At 43.4% G+C, this 15,900-nt stretch carries 14 protein-coding genes and 1 pseudogene; 11 read left to right on the top strand and 4 right to left on the bottom strand.

All coding sequences use genetic code 11. The annotated features are described in order from the left end of the window. Positions 1–83: 83 nt before the first annotated feature. The 6 genes from DWZ93_RS14030 to DWZ93_RS14005 all read left to right on the top strand — a co-directional run bounded on the left by DWZ93_RS14030 (position 84) and on the right by DWZ93_RS14005 (position 7,942). Positions 84–1,505, top strand: a complete 1,422-nt coding sequence (locus DWZ93_RS14030; protein ID WP_158567098.1) for an MATE family efflux transporter — start codon at positions 84–86, stop codon at positions 1,503–1,505. A gap of 58 nt (positions 1,506–1,563) precedes the next feature. Next, entirely contained in the window at positions 1,564–1,938 is a 375-nt protein-coding gene (locus tag DWZ93_RS14025; protein WP_118383133.1) for a GntR family transcriptional regulator, read from the top strand. Between the two features lie 6 nt (positions 1,939–1,944). After that, on the top strand, positions 1,945–4,377 hold the full coding sequence (locus DWZ93_RS14020) for an ATP-dependent Clp protease ATP-binding subunit (RefSeq protein ID WP_118453310.1): 2,433 nt from the start codon (positions 1,945–1,947) through the stop codon (positions 4,375–4,377). Between the two features lie 75 nt (positions 4,378–4,452). Beyond that, positions 4,453–4,866, top strand: coding sequence for an endosialidase (locus DWZ93_RS14015; protein ID WP_118453309.1), 414 nt, complete (start codon positions 4,453–4,455; stop codon positions 4,864–4,866). Between the two features lie 106 nt (positions 4,867–4,972). Next, on the top strand, positions 4,973–6,331 hold the full coding sequence (gene radA, locus DWZ93_RS14010) for a DNA repair protein RadA (RefSeq protein ID WP_118453308.1): 1,359 nt from the start codon (positions 4,973–4,975) through the stop codon (positions 6,329–6,331). A 252-nt stretch (positions 6,332–6,583) separates the two neighbouring features. After that, positions 6,584–7,942, top strand: a complete 1,359-nt coding sequence (locus tag DWZ93_RS14005; protein ID WP_118383131.1) for a sn-glycerol-1-phosphate dehydrogenase — start codon at positions 6,584–6,586, stop codon at positions 7,940–7,942. A 237-nt stretch (positions 7,943–8,179) separates the two neighbouring features. Here the strand turns inward: DWZ93_RS14005 and DWZ93_RS14000 are convergent, their stop codons facing one another. Genes DWZ93_RS14000 through DWZ93_RS13990 form a run of 3 tightly spaced genes read right to left on the bottom strand, consistent with a single transcriptional unit; the run spans position 8,180 to position 11,101 of the window. Next, a complete protein-coding gene (locus DWZ93_RS14000) occupies positions 8,180–8,854 on the bottom strand; it encodes an allulose-6-phosphate 3-epimerase (RefSeq protein ID WP_118383130.1) in 675 nt (224 codons plus the stop codon). 21 nt (positions 8,855–8,875) lie between these two features. Continuing rightward, positions 8,876–9,433 carry a hypothetical protein gene (locus DWZ93_RS13995; RefSeq protein WP_118383129.1) on the bottom strand — a complete coding sequence of 186 codons (558 nt, stop codon included), beginning with the start codon at positions 9,431–9,433 and terminating at the stop codon, positions 8,876–8,878. Positions 9,434–9,448: 15 nt separating this feature from the next. Continuing rightward, positions 9,449–11,101, bottom strand: a complete 1,653-nt coding sequence (locus tag DWZ93_RS13990; protein WP_243061306.1) for a BglG family transcription antiterminator — start codon at positions 11,099–11,101, stop codon at positions 9,449–9,451. Between the two features lie 769 nt (positions 11,102–11,870). On the opposite strand from DWZ93_RS13990, the gene DWZ93_RS13985 reads away from it, so the two are divergent. The 5 genes from DWZ93_RS13985 to DWZ93_RS13965 all read left to right on the top strand — a co-directional run bounded on the left by DWZ93_RS13985 (position 11,871) and on the right by DWZ93_RS13965 (position 15,293). Then, positions 11,871–12,308: a PTS sugar transporter subunit IIA gene (locus DWZ93_RS13985; RefSeq protein ID WP_118383127.1), complete on the top strand. Its 438-nt coding sequence runs from the start codon at positions 11,871–11,873 to the stop codon at positions 12,306–12,308. A gap of 1 nt (position 12,309) precedes the next feature. Continuing rightward, complete coding sequence (locus tag DWZ93_RS13980; RefSeq protein ID WP_243007050.1) at positions 12,310–12,822, top strand: PTS system mannose/fructose/N-acetylgalactosamine-transporter subunit IIB; 513 nt, start codon at positions 12,310–12,312, stop codon at positions 12,820–12,822. Between the two features lie 32 nt (positions 12,823–12,854). Further along, positions 12,855–13,661, top strand: a complete 807-nt coding sequence (locus DWZ93_RS13975; protein WP_118383126.1) for a PTS mannose/fructose/sorbose/N-acetylgalactosamine transporter subunit IIC — start codon at positions 12,855–12,857, stop codon at positions 13,659–13,661. A gap of 16 nt (positions 13,662–13,677) precedes the next feature. Next, positions 13,678–14,520, top strand: a complete 843-nt coding sequence (locus tag DWZ93_RS13970) for a PTS system mannose/fructose/sorbose family transporter subunit IID (protein ID WP_118453306.1) — start codon at positions 13,678–13,680, stop codon at positions 14,518–14,520. Positions 14,521–14,726: 206 nt separating this feature from the next. Further along, on the top strand, positions 14,727–15,293 hold the full coding sequence (locus DWZ93_RS13965; RefSeq protein WP_118453305.1) for a DUF4428 domain-containing protein: 567 nt from the start codon (positions 14,727–14,729) through the stop codon (positions 15,291–15,293). A gap of 70 nt (positions 15,294–15,363) precedes the next feature. On the opposite strand, the pseudogene DWZ93_RS14780 reads toward DWZ93_RS13965, so the two are convergent. Then, positions 15,364–15,900 (bottom strand): annotated as a pseudogene (locus DWZ93_RS14780) (hypothetical protein); the annotation flags it as partial.

Here is a 15,900-nt window from a genome sequence, read left to right as displayed (position 1 = left end):
CGGCAGGATTGCAGAGGTGCGCAGTTGAAGTATGTCATGCAATTGCATGACGCGCACCTCGCAGCAAGAATGCCGAGGCATTCTTGAATAGAGCTATAAATATTAATAAAAGTAACTGTATGGTTACGGATGATAAAGAGCAGCCTGTGGAGAGCCACAGGCTGTTTGAGTTAGGAGAGTACGTAAGAATGAAGACCAATGATCTGACACAGGGAAGTATCGGGAAAGGATTTGTGCTGTTTGCGATACCGCTATTTCTGGGAAGCCTGTTTCAACAATTGTATAACACGGTAGATATGCTTTTTGTGGGAAATGTGCTTGGCAAGAACGCGGCGGCAGCTGTAGGCGCGAGCAGTATTCTGGTGACCTGTCTGATCAATCTGTTTACCGGAGTGGCAGTAGGAGCCGGGATCGTAATCTCGCAGCTCTTTGGCGCGAAAAAAGAAAAAGATATGAAAGAATCCGTATGGATTGCAGTCCTGGCGGGAGCTGTGGGAGGACTAATCCTTACGGTGATCGGTGTGACCTGTTCCCAAGCAGTATTAGTCAGGCTTCACACGCCAGCTAATATCATTCCGGATGCGGTTCTCTATGTGAGGATTTATTTTCTGGCGGCAATCCCGATGGTGCTTTACAACATGTGTTCCGGTATCCTGCGGGCACAGGGAGATTCCAGGACTCCATTTCATGCACTGGCAGCAGGAGGCGTGCTGAATGTGATTACGGACGCTGTGTTCCTGATATTGCTGGACTGGGGAGTTGCCGGAGTCGCAGTGGCTACGTTATTTTCCCAGAGCATGACAGCAGTATTTCTGTTGATCCATATGCTTCATCATCGCATATTGACTCGTCAGCGTCTGCGGTGGGATCTGCTGGGCAAAATTATCTGTGTGGGAGTTCCGGTAGGGATCCAGTCGATGATCCTCACGCTTTCTAATGTAGTGGTACAATATCATATCAACGGATTTGGGGAAAATGTGATCGCTGCATTTGCAGTATATTTCAAGGCAGAGAATCTGCTGTGCCTGCCAATCATTGCATTCGGTCAGGCGATGGTCACATTTACCGGACAGAATTATGGCGCGGGTAAATATGAGCGCATCCAAAGAGGTATTTTAGTGTGCAATGGAATCGCGGCAGCAGTGCTGGTGGTGTTATCCTGGTCAGCATTAGCAGCAGGTAACTGGATCCTCAGTGCATTCTGTCCGGATCAGCAGGTTGTAGCAGAAGGAATGAGGATCATTAGCGTGACATTTCCGGTGTATTTTGTCTACAGTCTGTTTGAAGTGACCGGAGGTGTGGTGCGTGGAATCGGCAAGTCGGTGCCATCTATGGTCATTGTCATTGTGAACTTATGTGTAATCCGTATTCTCATGCTGGAGATCAGTGACCGGGTATTCCACAGTGTGCAGGCGGTGGCAGCGGTTTATCCTCTGACGTGGCTGATGGCAACATTGTCATTTGTAGGATATTATCTGTATGTCCGGAAACAGATGTTGCAATGAAATAATGCCTGTGCTACTATGGGTATAACAAAATTGTAACAAAGGAAGCGATAAGACGATGATTATTGAAATTGACTTCAATAGTGATGAAGCAATCTACATACAGCTCAGGAATCAGATCATTATGGGAATCGCCACATCTGAGATACAGGAGGGTGAATCTCTTCCATCGGTGCGTCAGCTTGCAGAGACGGTGGGCATTAATATGCACACGGTCAACAAAGCCTATACGGTACTGAAGCAGGAGGGATATATTCAGCTTGACAGAAGGAAGGGAGCTGTGATCTCTCTTGATGTGAATAAGATCGAGGCGGTGGAGAAGATGAGAGCACAGCTTCGAATCCTGTTGGCGAGAGGACTCTGCAAGGATATCAGCAGAGTAGAAGTACACGAGATGGTGGATGAGATCTATGACGAGATGATAGGAGGATAATACAGAATGAATTATACAACACAGGCACAGGAAGTGCTGAAGCTTGCAGCTGAGTCGGCGAAGCTGATGCAGCATCCTTATGTCGGCACGGAGCATCTGCTGATCGGACTCAGCAAGATCTATTCCGGCGTAGCCGGTCAGGTGCTGGATATGAATGGAGTCAAAGAGGAAGACATGCTGAAGATCATGAATGAACTGGTGACTCCGCCGGAAGATATGGAGATATCCGGCAAGCCGATGGAGAGCCCGAGACTGCAGTTTATCTTAGAAGAAGCAGCAGGAGAAGCGCAGCATCTGAAAGCAAAAGAAGTGGGAACCGAGCATTTGCTCCTTGCTGTTTTAAATGATGCTGACTGCGTGGCATCCCGGATTCTGCAGACGTTAAATGTGAATATGCAGAAGCTGTATCAGGATATTATGCTGGCAGTGGGCGCAGATATTAATGAATATATGTCAGACCTTCAGGGTGAGGGAAGAAAGAAAGGTGTGCTGGAGCAGTTTGGTACAGATCTTACAGAACAGGCCGCAGAGGGAAAGTTAGATCCTGTGATTGGGAGAGAACAGGAGATTGGCAGACTGATGCAGATCCTCAGCAGAAGAACCAAGAACAATCCGTGCCTCGTAGGGGAGCCGGGTGTCGGCAAGACTGCAGTGATCGAAGGACTGGCACAGCGCATTTCCGGTGGACTGGTGCCGGAAGGCATGAAAGAGAAGAAGATATTTACCATGGATCTTGCCAGCATGATCGCCGGTTCCAAGTATCGTGGTGAATTTGAAGAACGTATGAAGAAGCTGATTCAGGAAGTGAAGGCAGCAGGTAATGTGATTCTGTTCCTGGATGAGGTGCATACCATTATCGGGGCCGGAGGTGCTGAGGGAGCCATGGATGCGTCCAATATCCTGAAGCCGTCGCTGGCAAGAAGTGAGATTCAGCTGATCGGTGCTACAACCATTGGTGAGTATCGCAAATATATCGAAAAAGACGCAGCGCTGGAACGGAGATTCCAGCCGGTTACGGTGGAGGAACCAACCAAGGAGCAGTGCCTGGAGATTCTGGAAGGTTTAAAGAGTCGTTATGAGAATCATCATCATGTGACGGTAGAGCAGGAAGCATTGGAAAGTGCGGTCGCATTATCTGTGCGATATGTGAATGACCGTTTCCTGCCGGATAAGGCAATCGATGTGTTGGATGAGGCATGCTCAAAGGTAAGCCTCCGTGGATTCAAAGTGCCGGACAGTATCGAAGAACTGGAGCAGGTGATTGATAATCTGAAGGTCCAGAAAGAAGAAGCAATCCGGGAAGGCAATATGACAGAGGCGTCGACTCTCCACAAAGAACAGATTGCAGCAGAAAAGAAATTAGATCAGGCGCGTAACCGCTTTCAGAAAAAGAACAAAGACCGTCAGGTCACAGTTACCGAAGAAGATATCGCTGCTGTTGTATCAGAGTGGACGAAGATTCCGGTGCAGAAGCTTGCAGAATCAGAGAGCGAGCGTCTGCGCAAGCTGGAAAAGACACTGCACAAACGCGTGATCGGTCAGGACGAAGCCGTTACAGCAGTTGCAAAGGCAGTAAGACGAGGCAGAGTCGGATTAAAAGATCCAAACAGACCGATCGGATCTTTCCTGTTCCTGGGTCCTACCGGGGTTGGTAAGACAGAGCTGTCAAAAGCGCTGGCGGAGGCATTGTTTGGTGATGAAAATGCCATGATCCGGGTAGATATGTCTGAATACATGGAGAAGCACAGCGTGTCGAAAATGATCGGTTCGCCTCCGGGATACGTGGGCCACGATGATGGCGGACAGTTATCTGAGCAGGTGAGAAGACATCCGTATTCAGTAGTCCTGTTTGATGAGATTGAGAAAGCGCATCCGGATGTATTTAACATTCTGTTACAGGTATTGGATGATGGTCATATTACCGATTCCCAGGGAAGAAAAGTAGATTTCCGCAATACGGTTATCATTATGACCTCCAATGCCGGAGCACAGGCAATCATTGACCCGAAGCGTCTTGGATTCGTGACCAAAGAAGACAAAGGTGCGGACTACAAGCGTATGAAGTCTAACGTGATGAATGAGATCAAGCTGGTATTCCGTCCGGAATTTCTGAACCGAATCGATGAGATCATCGTATTCCATTCACTGGGATCAGATGAGATGAAGAAGATTACAGGACTCATGTGCAAAGAAATAACGAAGCGCGCTAAAGAGCAGCTTAATATCACGTTGACCATCCGTGATTCTGTGAAGAAGCACATCGTAGAGACCGGAACCAACCAGAAATACGGCGCCCGCCCGCTCCGCCGTGCGATCCAGAATCAGTTAGAAGATGCACTCGCAGATGCGATCCTGTCCGGAGAGATTAAATCCGGCGATCATGTAGAAGCGGGACTTCATAAAAAAGAAATAAAATTCTTTGTAAAAGTTGAAGCGTAACGGGGAACGATGTGGTACAATGAGCGTATAGCGACGAACGCGCTAGATGAACAGAAATTCCAGGAGGATAAAACTATGGCAGTAGTAAAAGAACTGTTGAGAGCAGAAAATGACGGAACACTTAGCTTTGGAGATTACACATTGGGATCCAAGACCAAACTGGATGGATTCGAATTTCAGGGCGATATATATAAAGTAAAGACCTTTAACGAGATCACGAAGCTTGAAAAGAACGGCATGTTCGTATACGAATCCGTGCCGGGAACAGCGGTAGAGAACTTCAAAGCATCTGCAGATGAAGTAGTATTCAATGTATCTGCTGATAAAGATATTCAGGTAACACTGGAGCTTGAAGCTGATACAGAGTATGTGATCTACATGGACGATGTCAATATTGGAACCATGAAGACGAACCTGAGTGGTAAGATCAGCGTGAGTGCTGAGATGGATCCGAACAGAACCGTAGAAATCAAGGTTAAAAAGAAATAAGTAAAATATGTAAGAGATTGCGAGGGGCAGCAGATTGCGGCCCCTCGTTGCATCATAGTTGGGGACTTGTGAGTTCAACAGCATAATGTTAATGGGAGGTAACCGGGTGGCGAAAGCGAAAAAGAGTATATATTTCTGCCAGAACTGCGGACATGAAGAAAGCAAATGGCTTGGGCAGTGTCCGATGTGCAGGGAATGGAATACATTTGTAGAGGAAAAGGTGACGGTATCAAAGGGTACGGCTGCAAAGAATACAGTGCGTGAAGCAGAGGTTGTGACATTATCCAGCGTGTCTACCGATCAGGAAGACCGGATGCAGACGGAGATTGAGGAATTAGACCGTGTATTGGGTGGTGGAGTCGTACCGGGATCACTGGTGTTGGTTGGTGGAGATCCGGGAATCGGTAAGTCAACCTTGCTGTTGCAGGTGTGTAAGCGGTTATCAGATCAGGGACGAAAGGTGCTTTACATTTCCGGTGAGGAGTCATTAAAGCAGATTAAACTGAGAGCGAATCGGATGGGGACATTCAGTGACCATCTGCTGTTGTTGTGTGAGACGAATCTGGAAACAATTCGCCAGGTGATCGAGAGAGAGCATCCGGCGGTGGCAGTGATTGACTCGATTCAGACCATGTACAGTGAGGAAGTGACAGCGGCACCGGGAAGTGTGTCGCAGGTGCGAGAGGCGACTAATACGCTGATGCAGATTGCAAAGGGATTAAATATTACCATATTTATTGTAGGTCATGTGACCAAGGAAGGTACCGTGGCAGGGCCGAGAGTGTTGGAGCATATGGTAGATACCGTGCTGTATTTTGAAGGAGACCGTCATGCGTCATATCGTATTCTGAGAGGCGTGAAGAACCGTTTTGGATCCACCAATGAGATCGGTGTGTTTGAAATGAGGGAGACCGGACTGGAGGAAGTGCCGAATCCGTCGGAATATATGTTGAACGGTCGCCCGGAGGATGCATCCGGATCAGTCGTGGCATGCTCAATGGAAGGAACACGCCCGATTCTGATGGAGATTCAGGCACTGGTGTGTCGGAGTAATTTTGGTATGCCAAGGCGTACAGCAGCAGGTACAGATTATAATAGAGTGAACCTGCTGATGGCAGTGCTGGAAAAGCGAGTGGGACTTCCGCTTTCGAATTACGATGCATATATCAATATTGCGGGTGGTATCCGCATGAATGAGCCTGCGATCGATCTGGGAATTGTCATGGCGATCGTGTCCAGCTACAAGAACCAGTCGATCTCGCCGGGAACGATCGTATTCGGTGAAGTGGGACTGAGCGGCGAAGTGCGTGCGGTGAGTATGCCGGAACAGCGTGTGGCAGAAGCAAGAAAGCTTGGATTTAAAACATGTATTATGCCGCAGGTGTCCAAAGATATGCTGAAAAAGATCGAAGGAATTGAAGTCATTGGTGTAAAATCGGTAAATCAGGCAATGAATCTGATTTAAATTGGGAAGTGGAAAAATAAATCAGTGTGGTAATGTAGGAAATAGCTTACAAATAATGATTGCGTAATTGGAATATCAATTACGCAATTTTTTTGCGCAAGTCGTTAAAAAAATATTTTGCATTGCGAATTTTATTCGGAGTGTCTGAAGCTTTATGTTTGATAGACTAGGTTAAGGATAGCGTGGACTTGTAATTTTGGTTTGCGTTTTTAGAGAGAACAGATTTTATTAAATTGAAGGAAGGTTAGTGTGATGAGTAAGACATTAAAGCTTGCAGATTATCTTGGAAAACCATTTGATTGTTCATGTGGAAGAACACATTCTACTACACTGGAAGGTGTAACAGTTAGCGCAGGAGCTATGAAGGCACTGCCAGAATATGTAGAGAAATACGGATTTAAGAATTTATACATCGCATGTGATGAGATTACATACGGTATTGCGGGAGAGAAAGTAATGAACATCCTGAAAGATGCCGGAATCAAAGCAAAAGCACATGTATTCAAGGGAAAGAGATTTATCCCGGACGAGAAAGCACTGGGAGAACTTATGATTGATGCAGACAGAGATTGTGATCTGGTTGTAGCAGTAGGAACAGGTTCTATCAACGATATGTGCCGTTTCTTCAGCTTCCAGATGGGAGTTCCTTATGCAATCGTTGCAACAGCAGCACCGATGGATGGATTTGCTTCTTCAGGAGCAGCTCTGATCATCAACAGCATGAAGACAACAATCCCGGCTCAGACACCGCTGTTTATTATCGGAGATACAGATATTCTTTGTGGAGCACCTGCAAGAATGGTATCTGCAGGACTTGGAGATCTGCTTGGTAAATTCACATGTCTGAATGACTGGAGAATCTCTAAGGTAGTTAATGATGAGTACTACTGTGATGAAATTGTAAATCTGGTAACGGATTGTATTGAAAATGTATTAGCTGACGCTGATAACGTAGCATCAAGAGATCCGAAGGTAATCGGAGACATTATGGAAGGACTTGTACTTACTGGTGTAGCAATGAGCTTTATCGGTAACTCTCGTCCGGCAGCGGGATGCGAGCATCATATGTGTCATTTCTGGGAGACACTGGAACTTCAGGAAGGCAAGATCCCGGTACTTCACGGTACAAAGGTAGCTGTAGGTACAGTTATGATCCTGAAGATGACAGAGTTCCTGCGTGAGAACAGACCAGACTTCGATGCAGCACGTGAAAAAGCAAAAGCTTACGATCAGGCAGCATGGGAAGCTAAGATCAATGAAGTATACGGTGCATCTGCAAGCTCTATCATTGCACTGGAGCATGAATCTCAGAAGAATGAGGTGAATGGCAGACTGAAACGTATCGATGCAATCGAAGCTCACTGGGATGAGATCGTTAAACTGATGGATGACAACATGCCAACAGCAGCTCGTATGATCGAGATCCTGAAGAGTCTGGATGCTCCATACCTTCCATCACAGATTGGATTTGATGATGACCGTCTGTACAATGCAATGCTTTACGCAAAAGAGACTCGCGCACGTTACACAATGCTGTCTATGATGGCTGACCTTGGTGTAACAGAGGATCTTGCTAAGAAGGTAGTAGCATTCGTAAATGAGGAAGCTTAATTTACTTATTTATAGTATCCTAATATGCGACCGTTCAGAGACAAGCAGATTTACAGGAAAAGGCAAATTGTGCTTGCACAAATGAGACTTTTTCCTGTAAAATCTATTTGGCGGATACGCTACACCTTCAAAGTGCTGTATAGCAATTTGAAGGTTGCTCTGAAGGGAAGCAAAAAAAGACATTGTTTTGTGGATGGACAATCATCCTTGAAACACTGTCTTTTTCTTTATCATAATTTATGCATTTTCAATATTTCTTATAAGCTGGTAATAAGCTTCGTCCAATGTCAGTCCTTGTTTCATCAGACCAAATAATCCGCTGCCGACAATGTAGGATTCCACACCGACCTGCTTTAATTCCGTGAAATGTTTTTCGTTACACTGTCCATCAGCTTCTACGATGTAATGATAGCCTTTTTCTTTTCTTAATTCCTTCAGCTTACGAACGGTATCAAGAGCTTCCGGGACGAAGATACCTCCAGAAAATCCCGGATCGACCATCATGACGGTGATCTTGTCCAGATGTGAAATGTAAGGATAGATCATTTCAATCGGAGCGCCCGGTACCAGGACTACGCCAAGCTTGCGCCCGTGTTTGTGCAGGTAGTGCGCTGTGCGGAATGCTTCATTCATGAGCATTTCCGAATGGAAGGACAGATAAGTGCTTCCGGCTTCGATCATATCATCCAGATAATAGAATGGATCGGTTAACATTACGTGAATATCGAGGGCAGCGTTTGTAATCTTGCGCATGGCCGCGATAAATGGCAGCGTGATGGAAAAATTCTTGAGATACACGCCATCGATAAAGTCTACATGATACATCGATACGTGTTTGTTAAGTGTCTTAATCTGCTCGCCAAGGTTCATAAGATCCATACACATGACGGAGGGACTGATAATGTAATCCATAATGAATCTCCTTATTAATGTCTATTCGTTGAAGTCATCGGAGTTAAAATCCATAGAAGCTTTTTTCTGTAATTCGATCTCTTTTTTGTCAGAGAATTCTTTGGCTTTTTTCTTACGCTGCTGATTTAGACGTTGTTGTTTGAAAAAGCTGGCATTTAAGATATTTCCGCGAGCGTCTAACTTTAATGAAGTAAGATCGTCTCCGTTAATTCTTGCAACGTGCGGAGAGAGGTTGGCACCTACGTCAGGATCTACGCTCATGGCGAAGGCTTCCTTTCTGGTACGGAAAGTTACTTTGTACTGCATGATCATGCTGGTCTCTTCGCAATTCTCCAGATCACGGATATTCATGCAGATGTCGCGTTTGATACCCGGAATTCCGCATGCAGCGATGACTCGTTGATCGGTAATTACAACGATTCCCGGGAATTTATCACGGCGTGTATAAATATTGGCAATGGCTGCTGCTTCAGGTTTTTCACCTGGAAGCAGCAAAGTCTCAGCGTAATTAACAGAGGCTTTATTAATCAAGCCAGCCTTTTTTTTCTGTGTTTGGGCTAATGCCTCTTTTACTGTCATGTAATGACCTCCTGTTTATTTTTGAAAACTTCCGGCTATTGCTTCTTTCAGAAGCGCAATAAAATGTTCATAGCTCGGATCCGGAAGCAGACGTTCCACGAAGTGCTTGTCTGAAAATACTTTGGCCAGATAGTTCCACAACTGAAAAGCCTTGGAACTGTTCTTGCCGACACAGACCAACAAAACCAGATTGACCATATTTTTCTGATCATCCCATACAACTGCCTGCGGCAATTCCGTAACAGCTACAAAAGAGTCAGAAGATACAGCAGTCAATGGATGCGGTACGGCAATACCATTGCCCCAGTAGGTACTACGCATATTTTCACGCTGGAAGACTGCATCTTTGAATTCAGCTCCGTCCAGTTCGAAGTATTCACTGGATTTCTGACACATGTTTTCAACGATTTTTTCACGTTTTTTGCCATCACCGATACTGTACAGATCTTTGTAGAATATTGAGGTAATATCTTCAATGCTCTGGAAACCATCAATTGCAAGCTTCAGGTTTAGATAATCCTGCTGTCCTGGGAAAGGATCCACATAAAAGGCAAGTCCGGCATCGTAATAATGATTGCGTTCCGTTGTGAGAAAAATGTCATAATCATCCATATCTTTATCTTCAATCTGTTCTGGTGTCTTGAATGTAAGCTCTGAAGTAATATCAGAGAACCAGTTCAAAAGTGTTTGCTTCAGTAGGATATTTTCACTTTGGCGCATGGAAGATATTACTAGCACTTTCTTGTTTTCGCCTTCTTGATGCTGGTTTGCAAGAGCTGTGTACAGATGAATTGCAAGGAAAGCAATCTCATCATCCGTCACTTTTTTATGAAATACTTTCTGCAAATGCGAAGCAAAGTAAATACCAAGATCATATCCCTGCGGGAATGTCTGTTTGATATAATCTACCAGATGGTTCTTTAACTGCATGTTGTATTTGATACGTACAATCAGTGACGCAGTATGTAATGACAATGCAATACGAAGATTCAGATTGTCAGTAAGATCAATATTATACTGGTCACGAATTTCTTCTAATGCATCCAGAATCAACTTATCTACATCGGAAGAAATGACATCGGAAGAATTGAAGCTTCCTTGCCCCTTCATATATAAAGCAAAGTAATTAATCTCAGTCTCAGGAATGCGAAGGAAGAATTCTTTACCTATCCGGCTGAAGATTTCTTTGGAAATCGTATATTCCGGCTCCAGATTCTCGGCAATCTCCATATCGGATGGTTCAATAAAGAACCAGTCCTGCATACGTTCTAATGCGACATACAACTGAATAATCGCATTATTTAATGATGCTTCTGTAATTGGATGCTTGAACGAGACGAATGTTTCTACAAGTATATTTTTTATCTTTTCGATAGAAGAATTACTACCTTGTTCAGATAAAGCAGCAACGGTATTTGTGATAATCAGATTCTGATCCATCAGACAAAGGCGTTTGTTAATTTCGCTTCCATCAATAATTACTTTATTAGAACTGCGTAATAATTCCAGATTATATCTGGCAACTACTTCGGACACGCCTTTCAGGTCATTTAACAAAGTAGAACGAGATACAAATACAGCAGATTCCAGATCATAAAGTGAAATGGCACGATGTTCCTTTAATAACAGATGTAAGATCTGATTGACTCTTCCGTTTGGATAGTTCAATGTTGCAGAACTGAACTGTTGATAATAAGAGTCTTTTAATGCAGAGAAAAGAGAAGAATCCTGAATTAAGATTCTACAGCCTTTTCGCGTAGTAGACTCGAATATTACGCAATTTGTTGATTCGAGCTCAGTTTTGATTTGCCGTATATCATTTTGGATTGTGCGCAGACTACACTGATGTTTACTGGAAAAGTAGGAAGCAGTCATATAAACTTCCGGTTTTTCAAATAATTCTAGTAAAATTTCTAATTGTCGTTGGTTTAATAGCAATATTATACACCTCTCAATAGTTAAACCCAAAGTCAAATAAATGGAATAATACAAACCACAGCTTAATATATAATAATACATATTACAGCTTATCATTAATAATATAAAGAATTATCCGAAGATATTACGAGTATTTGGCGATAACGCGAAAAAAAGTAATAGAGTAATTGCGTAAATCTATAATTCAGTAATTACTCTATTACAGTGTGGTTGTTATGAGTGAAATTGTGGAAACTGTCAGATGCATATCTGAGGGACTTGCAATTATTGTGCGAAATGACTGAAGAGGGCATTTCGCATATTGCGTAATTATGGCGAAATATATTAAGTCCGAGTCTCTTGAGAAAGATGTTATTATTGATAACAGCATAAGCCACGTTGCATATGACGACAAAGATTGTGCGTCATAACAGGTACGCTGGTTCTCTCTAAACCGTAAGCACGAGCTGGCTTGTGATGAGTAAATAGACAGATAGATAGAGAAAGGATGAATTACACAATGGCTGATTCAAAAATTCGTGTAGTACTGGTTTCTCATGGAGAACAGTCAAAAGGAATGTTGAACACGGTACAGATGCTTCTTGGGGAGCAGACAAATATTGCTGCATATTCTTTATATCCAGAGCAGACAATTGATGATCTGACAAAGGTATTAAGAGAGGAAATTGAGAAATACGGAGCGGAAAATATTATTTTCCTGACAGAGTTGAAACATGGCTCTCCGTTCAATGCAGTCGTATCGCTCACAAGAGACTACGACGTTTATCATGTGACTGGAACCAATCTGGCAATGCTGATGACAATCGTGCTGGAACGTGATTTCGAGGGAGCAACCTGTGAGGGACTGTGTGAAGCGGCAATCAACGCAGCTGCAGACAGCTACGTGGATGTTAGAAAAATGTTAATGGATTCTGATGATGACGAGGAGGACGAATAAGATGGCAGAGATGAGAAATGTCGTATTGGCCCGTGTTGATGACCGTCTGATCCACGGAGAAGTGGTAACAGCATGGACACCAACTTTCAAAGCAAACAAAATCATTATTATTGATGATGAAGTTGCAAAGGATACTTTTAATGTACGTGTAGTAAAGGCACTGGCTCCGGCTGGTACAAAAGTAATCGTATACAATGTAGAAAAGGCAGCTGAGAAACTGATGGTTCAGGGTGTGCCTGGAGAGAGACTTCTGCTTTTAGCAAAGACTCCGACTACATACAATCGTCTGATCAAAGCGGGAGTTCCGTTGAAAGAGGTTAACCTCGGAGGAGCTGGTATCCGTGGAGAGAGACAGCCATTCATTAATAACGTAGCATTAAATCCTGAAGAAGTTCTGGCGTGTGAGGAAATGCAGAAAGCTGGCGTTAATGTATATTACCAGCTCGTTCCGGAACAGTCAGTCGTCAAGATTGATGATGCGTTAAAAAAAGCTAAAGATAACTTTGGCTTATAAAAAACTCAATAACTAAAAAGGAGAGATGAAAAATGAGTTTAGGTGTAGCGATTCTTTGTGGAATCATTTATTGGCTCGCTGAAGCAAACCTTCCATTCGTTGGACTTTGGACACTCCAGAGACCACTGGTTTGTGGATTTCTTACAGGATGTTTGCTGGGACAGCCTGTAACAGGTGCGGTTGTAGGTGCAACAATCAACCTGGTATACCTCGGATTTATTTCCGCTGGTGGATCAATGCCTGCAGATATGGCATTGGCAGGTGTACTTGGTGTTGCATACGCAATCACTGGTAACCTTGATGCAGATACAGCTCTTGCAATCGCAGTTCCGATTGGTCTGCTGGGAACAATCGTATGGTATCTGCGTATGACAATTGACTCTGTATTCGTACATATGGGAGATAAATGGGTTGCAGAAGGTAAGTTCAATAACCTGTACCTGTCAAACGTAATCCTGCCACAGATCTTCTCTGCAATTATCTGTGTAACTCCTTGTACACTGGCTGCATACTTTGGCGCTGACTACATTCAGTCATTCATCGATATGTGTGCTGGTAAGCCACTGCAGATCTTCCAGGTAATCGGTGGATTAATGCCTGCACTTGGTATTGCAATCACACTGCAGTACATCTTCAAAGGCGAGGCTCGTATCTTCCTGTTCTTAGGATTTATGATTGCAACAGTTTCTGGAATGACACTGATCGAGCAGGGTATTGTAGGTCTGATCATGGCTATCATCTACATTCAGCTTGCAGGTGGAAAGACAGCAGTAGCTGCTACAGCTGGAGCACCAGCTGATGGAGCATACGACCCGGATTATGATCCGGATGAAGACTAAGAGGAGGTAGAGCGAAATGGCAAAGAAAGAATGGAAACAGAGATTGATTCCTAAGAAAGCCCTGTTTAGAGCCTCCTTAATCTGGGAGACCTGGGTTCAGACATGTTACAACTATGAGCGTATGATGGGTATGGCTTGTGCCCACACATTCCTTCCGGTAGTAAAATACTTATACCCGGATAACAAAGAAAAACAGATTGATGTAATGACTCGTGAGATGGAGTTCTTCAACGTACATCCGGAGTTTGGTTCATGTATCCTTGGTCTGGCTATTTCTCTTGAAGAGGAAAAAGCTATGGGCAACGATATTCCGAATGAATTCATTACAAATATCAAGACTTCCCTGATGGGACCTCTTGCTGGTGTTGGTGATACTATTTGGCAGGGAGTTTTGATCCCGATTCTGCTGGCTCTGTGTATTGATATTACACGTTCCGGTGATGGAAACATCTGGGGAGCAATTATTTACGCAGTACTGATGTTCTTCATTACATATATTTTCTCATATCTTAACTTTATGTTTGGATATAATGCCGGTAGTGAGGCTATCATGGACTTCCTAGAAAAAGGAATTCTGAACAAGCTTCTGAAAGCAGCTTCTATCATGGGTTGTATGGTAATGGGTGGTCTGATTGTTAACTATGTAAAAGTTAAATGTGGTATCACGATTTCTACATCAGGATCAGATTTCTCACTGCAGGAGAGCCTGTTTGACGCAGTACTTCCTAACATTCTTCCACTGGCAGCAACCATGGGTATCTATGGTCTGATGCAGAAGAAATGGACATCTATCAAGATTATTCTGTTAATCGTAGTAGTTGGTGTTGTATGTGGATTCTTCAACATTCTGGTTGCTTAATTGTAACAACGGTTTAAAGAATCAAAAGATATGAATCGAGTAGGAGCAATCCTACTCGATTTTTATCGTTATATCATGTATAATATGGTGATACTAGTGGAGTGCAAAGCACAAAACAATCCGAAGGAATTCTATAATACGTATTGATTACAGGACTCAATAGTATAAAATGGGAATTACCTCGTTAGAAATGTCAGGAGAGAATTATGGCTGGAAATTGTGATATCTGTGGAGAGAAACTTGGATTTAGAAAATTCCATTGTCAGGATGGTGTAGTATGTAAGAAGTGCTACGCTGTAGTAAGTAATGGATTTACAGAGACCATTACAAAGAAAACACTTGCTGAACTGAAAAAAACATATGAGGCAAATGCGGTTCCGATTGATCTGGGCGAAGATGGTTTTGTAGTTACCCGTAAAATACAGTCGCTGTTACTGATCGATGAGCAGAATAAGAAGTTTTGTATTTCTGGAAATCCGACAGTTTCAAAAGAATACAGCAGACCGGAAATCTATCATTATGAAGATCTGATGGGATATATGCTGATTTGTGAGCCTGAGCTTACACCGGAAGAACTGGTACATCTGAAAGAAGATAAAAAGACGGTTAAGGTTATCAAAAAGCTGAAAGTACGCATGAAGATCAAAGGCGTAGGTATCAAGGATCTGGTGGTACTTGCCAGTCCGGTAAGATCATCAACATATGCATTCCGTAAGTCTTATCAGGTGGCGATGGATATATTGAAAGAATTGAATGCAATTAAAGAAGCATAAAGAATAAAAATGTGCTGTTATACTTGTGATTGTTTGAAATTATGAGAATAACAGCACATTTTTATTTTAACTATTTTACTGGTACACGGTCAGCAGAAAGCCATTCCTGAATCATCTGGACACTGACATTCAGAGCCAGGGAAATCTGTTCCAGAGCCATTCCCATATGCTGCAGATTTTTTGCGGTTTCTTTTTGAGTATGCAGGATACCGCGTTTTTCACCTTGAGCTTCTCCAATCAGGATACCGCGTTTTTCACCTTGAGCTTCCCCAATTAGAATGCCACGTTTTTCACCTTCATTTCTTTCTTCTGCAATCAGTTCGTTTAACTTATCGCACATAGTATCAACTCCTTCTTGTGTTTCTTTCAGTTCTTTTACTCTTCGAGCGAGAATCTTGCTATACATATCTTGTGAATTGGGGCAATGCAGGTCATGCATAAGTCTGCCGAGGGCAGTATCATCCTGGGCAGATGAATTAACATAGATGATATGTAGTTGGTCAGGGCAAGACTGCCCGGTTTCTACGAATGTTCGGTTAATGTGACAGATTGGTAGATTGAATCCAAGGGTATCATTTGTCGTAATGAAAATGATATAGGTATCAGG

Source organism: Dorea sp. AF36-15AT (assembly GCF_003477705.1).
In the GTDB taxonomy this organism is placed as follows: Bacteria; Bacillota; Clostridia; order Lachnospirales; family Lachnospiraceae; genus Claveliimonas; species Claveliimonas ammoniilytica.
The sequence above is the reverse complement of the archived record's forward strand: the minus strand, read 5'-3'. Positions and strand labels throughout refer to the sequence as shown.